The following is a 6,715-nucleotide window of genomic DNA, read 5'->3' as shown; positions in this document are numbered from 1 at the left end:
GTTGAGGATACGGCGCTGGTCGGCGCCGAGACAGGCGACGAACGCCGCAGCCTGCGCCGACGCCTCCGCCAATGCCTTTGCCGGTCCGCCGAAAAGGCCGGGAATGAGCGGCGCATGCGCCTCGTAGGCCATGACGCCTTCGCAATGCAGCCGGGCCGGCAACGCGCTCAACGCCTTCGACAAGGCCGCGGGATCAGCAAAGCCGCCGCGATGCAGCCCGACATCGATCTCGAAAGCGATGCGCAGGCCGATGCCGAGTTCGTCAGCGAGAGCACCGTATTCCGCCAGTCTCTCCTCGCTGTCGATCAGCCAGCAGACACGCGACCAGTCGGCATCACCCTTCACCAGCGCAGCCCTTGCCGCACCGATCGGCATCGGCTTGCCGTAGAGCAGATCGGCATCCGGAAACGCCTTCAGCACCGCCTCGCTGATCGGCGGGTGGAAGGTCATGAAGCGCTCATGGCGAAGCGCCTTGCCTATATGCGCAAGCAGCGGCAGGCAGGCGAGCGATTTGTCGACCAGCCGCACGGCCAGGCCGGGATCCAGCCTCCCTTTTACCAGGGCAATGTTTCCGTCCAGCCGATCGCGGTCGAGCAGCAGGCAGGGTCGGAAGATGCCGGCGGTCTTCAGCGCATCCGAGAGGGTGGAAAAATAGGTGCTCATCATTCGATGCCGAACAGGCCGGCCATGTAGGGCGACACGAAGCGGTTTTCCGGATCGATGTCGCGGCGCGCCGCCATGGCATCGTCCCAGCGCGGGTAGAGCTTTTTCAGCTCCGCCGCTTTCAGGCTGTGCATCTTGCCCCAATGCGGCCGGCCGCCATATCTGCGGAAGATCGGCTCTGCCGCCCGCATGAACGGCAAAGGATCGTTCGCGGCGTCATGGTGGATGGCGATGGAGCAGGTCAGCCTGTTGTAGAATGGCGAAAGCCAGAACTGGTCCGGCGCGACCGAGCGCACCTCCATCGGGAAATAGACCTCGGGAAAGCGCTTCTCGGTCAGCTCGATGATCTCGGCCAGCGCCTTCGGCCCTTCCTCGAACGGCAAATGATATTCCATCTCGTTGAACTTGGTCTGCCGGTCGCTGGCATAGACGTTGAGCCAGTCCTGCACGTAGTCCTCGGCGGGAAATTTGGCGGCCGCCGATCGGATCAGGCGGCCACGCAGCGATGGCAGCCAGGCAAGTGAAGTGCGCAGCCTGCGCAGTGTCCTCAAACCCGCCTCGTCCTCTTCCGGCGGCCGCGTGGTGGGTGCGGCATCGCTGAAATCGCTGGCGATGAACTGCGCATAGCCGGAAAACGGAATGTAGTAGAATTCGGCCGAGCGATGCGCGGCCTTCATCGCCTCGAAATCACGCAGCATCTCGGTGATCGGCAGCACATATTTGCGGCGGCGCAACCGGTAGGTCGCGATGTTGTTCAGCGTCACTTCGGTGAGCACGCCGAAAGCGCCGAGCGCAACACCGATGGCGTGGATCATGTCCCGATCCCCTGCCCGCTTGAAGTCGCGGACCTTGCCAAGGCCGTCGACGATCTGCACCGTCTCCAGCTGCGTGTGATAGGCGCCGAGCGTCGGCCCAGAGCCGTGCGTGGCTGTGCCCAGCGCGCCGCCGATCGCCTGGCGGTCGATATCGCCCATGTTGGGCAGGCCCTGGCCAATTCCTTGCAGGATGTGCATGAGCGGGCCGAGCCGGGTCCCTGCCCGCACCCGCGCCTGATGTTTTTGCGCGTCGTGCGAGACCAGCCCTTCCAGTCTCTCCAGGGACAGGATCGTGCCCTGCGATTTCACCAGCGGTGTGAAGGAATGACCGGCGCCGGCAACGCGCACCGGGCCGGGCGCGGTCCGGACGAGATCACCGAGTTCACCGGCATCGCCGGGGCTGGCGATCAGCTTGGGCTCGGCACTTACGAAGCCCGACCAGTTGCTCCAAGTGTTCGACATGGCGCTCCCCGCTCAGGCAACCGCACGACGGCGACGTGACACAAGAACGAAGAGACCGAGCAGCGCCACGCTTGCCACCGCGCTGGCGGCGGCGAATTCCGGCACCGGCCGGAAATCCTTGCCATCGATGAGCAGCGACGCCGCAATCGGCCCGATCGCCAGGCCGAACAGCTGGGCTGCCGGCACCAGCAGCACAGCGGTGCGCGTCTCGTCGGCGGTGATCGCCAGACGGATCTGGTAGGGCACGATGAACAGCAGGATAAAGCCCATGGCCAGGGCAGCGACCCAGAACGTCGTCAGGCCGGGGCTGCTGGCAAGAACCAGGGAACTGACAAGCGCCACGACGCCGATCGCCGCGATGGCAAGGCGATAATCGATGCGCGCCTCGAACGCGGTCGCCGTCATCGCCCCCAGGACCTGCACCGCGAGGCTGGCCGAGACGATCAGGCCGACGGTGCGGCCATCGATGCCGTATTGCGCGCCTAGCGGCTCCAGAAAAGCCCAGACCGCGCCGAAGAACATGAAGTAGCAGAAGACCGACAGCAGCGCGGTCATCGAGGGAACCGTCAGCACATTGGCCAGATTCTCTTCCTTGGGCAGGTCGGCATAGTCACCGGGCACGGTGAAAGCGACCGCCAGCGACACGACGCAGACGACGGCAAGAACGATGAAGCCACCCGCCGACCCTGCGGCCGGGATGACATAGAGCGCCAGCAACAGGGCGAGCGCGCATTGCGCCAGCGTCTGCATGGTGACGAAATAGCCGCCGATGCGCTCGGCACGCCGCGAGCGGGCGATCAGTTCGGTGGCGATGGCGACCAGACCGCCCTCGGCGAGCCCGGCAAGGGCGCGGGCCGCAATCAGCATGTTGGCGCTCGCGGCATAGGCCGTCCACACATTGGCCAGCGCCAGCAGCAGCAGAAGGACGGCACTTTTCCAGCGCATATTGTGGGCCGAAAGCAGCATCGCCACGACGGCCGAACCGATGGCAATGGCGATCATCTCGGCGGTGGCGACCAGCGCCAGTTCGTCGCCGCTGACATGGCCTTCGGTGTAGAGAGCTCCGAGCAGCACCGGCTGCAGGCCGAGGATGAGCAGGCCGACCGAACCGATCCACAGGGCCGAGGCGAGCTGCCAGCCGGTCGGATTGCCGACCAGCCAGTCGCCACTGCCTGCGTGGCCGATATCTGTCGAAGCCAAAGGCGCCTCCCCAACGTCCTTGCCGCGCGGCAAAAAAGCTGACAACCTGTCAGTATTTCAGAAACTGATACTTGATCATATTTCTTGTCAACCGGAATCTAAAAACCGTGCGAAAGATCGGTGCATGACGGAATTGAAGAGAATGGCGACCGAGCCGAGGCGCAAGCCCAAGCAGGAACGCAGCCGCGAGCGCATCGACGCGATCCTGTCGACGACCATGCGGCTGATCGGGGAAAAGGGTATCGACGCCGTCACTATGAAGGAGGTCGGCATGCTGGCGGGCGGGCCAATCGCCACCGTCTACCACTACTTTCCCAACAAATCGGCGATCCTGGCGATGCTCTATGAGCGGTTTTCAGAGGTCAGCCGGGCACGGCTGACGACGATCATCGCCGAAATCCACGAGGCGAAAGATGTCATCGTGGCCGCTGACCGGCTGCTCGATGATTATCTCAGCCGTGTCGCCGGCGATCCGGCCATCCAGGATCTGCAGAACGCCATCCAGGCCGACAAGGCGCTCAAGAACCTCGACCTCGCCGAAACGCGGCACCAAGCCAAAATGTTCTGCGACCATGTCATCGCCTTGCTGGAGCCCGAGAGGCGCGAGCAGTTCGAACGCATGGTTCTGCTGATCTTCCAGCTCGCCGGCGGCGTGGTGCGCCTGGCGCTTGCCGAGGGCGAAGCGGAAAGCCGCCGGACCATCGAGGATTACCGGTCTATCATTCACACGCAGCTGCGGCTGTTCCTCTAGAGCCGCGCCTATTTCGCCCGATGGACGAGGCCTTCGAAGCCGTGTGTCAGATCCGAAGCGCCGGCCGCGAACATCTTGACGAGATTTTGCGGACGGCCGGGAGTCTTGTTCGCATCGAGGAGGATGGCCCTGCCCTCATGCATGACGAAATCGAATTTTCCATAGTCGAAGCCGAGTTCACGCCGGCGCTCACGCAGTTCGTCGGGCACCGGGACGGGCTCGCGCCGGATCGTCTCCGATGCCTTGACCAGGCCGTTCGGGGAGACGTAGCGGGTGCAGCGCTCTCGCTCTCCGCAAAACACCCAGAAACGAACAGCAAAACCGTCGGGTTCTCTCTCCGGAATGAACTTTTCCACGACGAGATCGTCGCAATCAAAGACGCCGTCTGGAACGTCGCCGAGAGATCCGTGGATCTCATAGGGGTGCAAGATTGGCAAATGCGGAAACGGCGGCTGTTTGCCCGCGCGCTCGGATCGCCGGTTGAGGAGCGTCTCCGGGATTCCCCGATTGTTGAGATTGCTTTTGACGATCACCTGACCTTGCCAGCTGTCGGTTTTGTCGATCAATGCACCACTGATCCGCCGTTTGGATATGTCGGCGGCGCCGATGTTGAGGCAGAATGCAAAACACCGGGCATAGTCGACATAGTCCGTTGGCGTCACCGTGGCATCGACATGCAATACCGCCATATCGGCGCTGACCGGCTTCGACAGGCCTTGCTGAACCCGAACCGAATGGCCGCGCCTTTTCAATTCCGCAAGAATGTCGAACAGCATGTATGGGCTGCTCCTGCGCAGCAGAATATCGCGCCTGCCCAGGAACCTGTCATGCTCATGCGTTATCACGGCGATACGCGCCACTATCCACCTCCTGGACTGTCTGTAGATGCCTTGAAATGTCTTGGCTTGTCCAACGACCTCTATTAAGCCCCGGTGATATCCAAAATCCAGGCGTGCAGGGGGCCAATGGAATTGCATGACAAATCATTGGGACGATTACCACCGCCATTGGAAACTTCTGGAAGCGCCGCTCCGGCCGACAGCGGAAACCGTCGCTATATTCGATCGCGAACTTGATCTCGGAAATGCCGATGTCCTTCTCTTGGGGGTTACCCCGGAATTGGCAGTTCTGGGCAAGTCGATGTTGGCGGTCGACCAGTCGGCGGCCATGATTTCCGGCGTATGGGCTGGCGACGACGGCTCGCGACGGGCAATCGCCGGCAACTGGCTTAACCTGCCCGTGGACCGCGCAAGCATCGACGCCGTCATCGGCGACGGATGCCTGTCGGCGGTCGCTTCCCAGGCGGCGCGCAGTTCGTTGTTTGGCGAGGTCGCCAGGGTGCTGAAGCCTGGCAGGCGCGCAGCGATCCGCGTCTTCGCACGACCGGAAACGGCGGACGATCTGTGCGGCATCGAAGCTCTGGTTCTGGCCGGCGGGATCGAGAATTTCCACGCGCTCAAATGGCGGATTGCGATGGCGTGTACGACCGACGACCGCGATTTTACCATCAAGGTGGCAACGATCCGCGATGCATTCGGCAGACTGTTTCCGGACCGCGAAGCTCTTGCCGCGCGAACAGGATGGAGCATGAGCTCGATCAACACGATCGACGTCTATGCAGGCTCGGACATAAGCTACAGCTTCGCGACGCTGGCCACGCTGACCAACGAGGCAGCCAACTGGTTCGGCGACGTGCGCGTCGTGCCGAGCGGAAGCTATCCGCTGGCGGAACGGTGCCCGCTTCTGGTGCTCGGTTCGGCCAGGCACCGGTAAGTTCATCATCATGCGCCAAGAGGCGCTCCGAGCGCCTTGACTCCGGCGCGCCGCCAGCCTATTTCAGCGCCACGTTAGCACTCGCCTTTGGTGAGTGCTAACCACATGTCCGGCGCCGCCGGATGGAGGAACTGTTTCTCACCGTTCTCATCGAGGAAGAAAAAATGGCAAAGTCGAAGTTCCGCCCGCTTCATGACCGCGTGGTCGTTCGCCGGGTCGAATCCGAATCCAAGACCGCTGGCGGGATCATCATCCCCGACACGGCAAAGGAAAAGCCGCAGGAAGGCGAGATCATCGCTGTCGGCTCCGGCGCTCGTGACGAAGCTGGCAAGCTGGTCCCGCTGGACGTCAAGGCCGGCGACCGCATCCTGTTCGGCAAGTGGTCGGGCACCGAAGTCAAGCTCAATGGCGAAGACCTTCTGATCATGAAGGAATCCGACATCATGGGCATCATCGGCTGATATCAGGCCTTTCCGTCAACTGAATTCCCGGGCTCGATCAAAGCCCCTGCCAGGAGCTAAAAATGGCTGCCAAAGACGTAAAATTCTCCCGTGATGCCCGCGAGCGCATGCTGCGCGGCGTCAACATCCTCGCCGACGCGGTGAAGGTCACGCTCGGCCCCAAGGGCCGCAACGTCGTCATCGACAAGTCGTTCGGCGCCCCGCGCATCACCAAGGACGGCGTCACCGTCGCCAAGGAAATCGAGCTTGAAGACAAGTTCGAGAACATGGGCGCGCAGATGGTCCGCGAAGTTGCTTCGAAGACCAACGACATCGCCGGCGACGGCACCACGACCGCGACCGTTCTGGCGCAGTCGATCGTCCAGGAAGGCCACAAGGCCGTTGCCGCCGGCATGAACCCGATGGACCTGAAGCGCGGCATCGATCTGGCCGTGACCGAAGTCGTCTCGGCGCTCGGCAAGGCTGCCAAGAAGATCAAGACCTCCGAGGAAGTTGCCCAGGTCGGCACGATCTCGGCCAATGGCGACGAGTCGGTCGGCAAGATGATCGCGGAAGCGATGCAGAAGGTCGGCAACGAAGGCGTCATCACG

8 protein-coding genes are annotated in these 6,715 nt (G+C 62.7%); 4 read left to right on the top strand and 4 right to left on the bottom strand.

The annotated features are described in order from the left end of the window. From ENZ74_RS16845 to ENZ74_RS16835, 3 genes are all read right to left on the bottom strand, one after another. Positions 1–663 (bottom strand): alanine racemase (locus tag ENZ74_RS16845; RefSeq protein WP_206522289.1); only part of this gene is annotated, 663 nt, incomplete at its 3' end. After that, on the bottom strand, positions 663–1,940 hold the full coding sequence (locus tag ENZ74_RS16840; RefSeq protein WP_127312877.1) for a D-arabinono-1,4-lactone oxidase: 1,278 nt from the start codon (positions 1,938–1,940) through the stop codon (positions 663–665). The genes ENZ74_RS16840 and ENZ74_RS16845, both read right to left, overlap by 1 nt. A 12-nt stretch (positions 1,941–1,952) precedes the next feature. Beyond that, entirely contained in the window at positions 1,953–3,140 is a 1,188-nt protein-coding gene (locus ENZ74_RS16835) for an MFS transporter (protein WP_063170196.1), read from the bottom strand. 124 nt (positions 3,141–3,264) lie between these two features. Here ENZ74_RS16835 and ENZ74_RS16830 point away from each other — a divergent pair, with 124 nt between their 5' ends. Beyond that, positions 3,265–3,891, top strand: coding sequence for a TetR/AcrR family transcriptional regulator (locus ENZ74_RS16830; protein WP_027163205.1), 627 nt, complete (start codon positions 3,265–3,267; stop codon positions 3,889–3,891). Between the two features lie 8 nt (positions 3,892–3,899). Here ENZ74_RS16830 and ENZ74_RS16825 read toward each other — a convergent pair whose 3' ends face one another. Then, entirely contained in the window at positions 3,900–4,868 is a 969-nt protein-coding gene (locus ENZ74_RS16825; protein WP_244514288.1) for a hypothetical protein, read from the bottom strand. Between ENZ74_RS16825 and ENZ74_RS16820 the strand changes: the two genes are divergently transcribed. The 3 genes from ENZ74_RS16820 to ENZ74_RS16810 all read left to right on the top strand — a co-directional run. After that, complete coding sequence (locus ENZ74_RS16820) at positions 4,867–5,664, top strand: class I SAM-dependent methyltransferase (RefSeq protein WP_013532388.1); 798 nt, start codon at positions 4,867–4,869, stop codon at positions 5,662–5,664. The genes ENZ74_RS16825 and ENZ74_RS16820 overlap by 2 nt on opposite strands. Before the next feature lie 164 nt (positions 5,665–5,828). After that, positions 5,829–6,125, top strand: coding sequence for a co-chaperone GroES (gene groES, locus ENZ74_RS16815; protein ID WP_006203049.1), 297 nt, complete (start codon positions 5,829–5,831; stop codon positions 6,123–6,125). A 62-nt stretch (positions 6,126–6,187) separates the two neighbouring features. Continuing rightward, positions 6,188–6,715 (top strand): TCP-1/cpn60 chaperonin family protein (locus ENZ74_RS16810; RefSeq protein ID WP_281059709.1); only part of this gene is annotated, 528 nt, incomplete at its 3' end.

Origin of the sequence: Mesorhizobium sp. M7A.F.Ca.CA.002.15.2.1 (assembly GCF_003998715.1) — a bacterium.
GTDB lineage: Bacteria > Pseudomonadota > Alphaproteobacteria > Rhizobiales > Rhizobiaceae > Mesorhizobium > Mesorhizobium ciceri.
The sequence above is the reverse complement of the archived record's forward strand: the minus strand, read 5'-3'. Positions and strand labels throughout refer to the sequence as shown.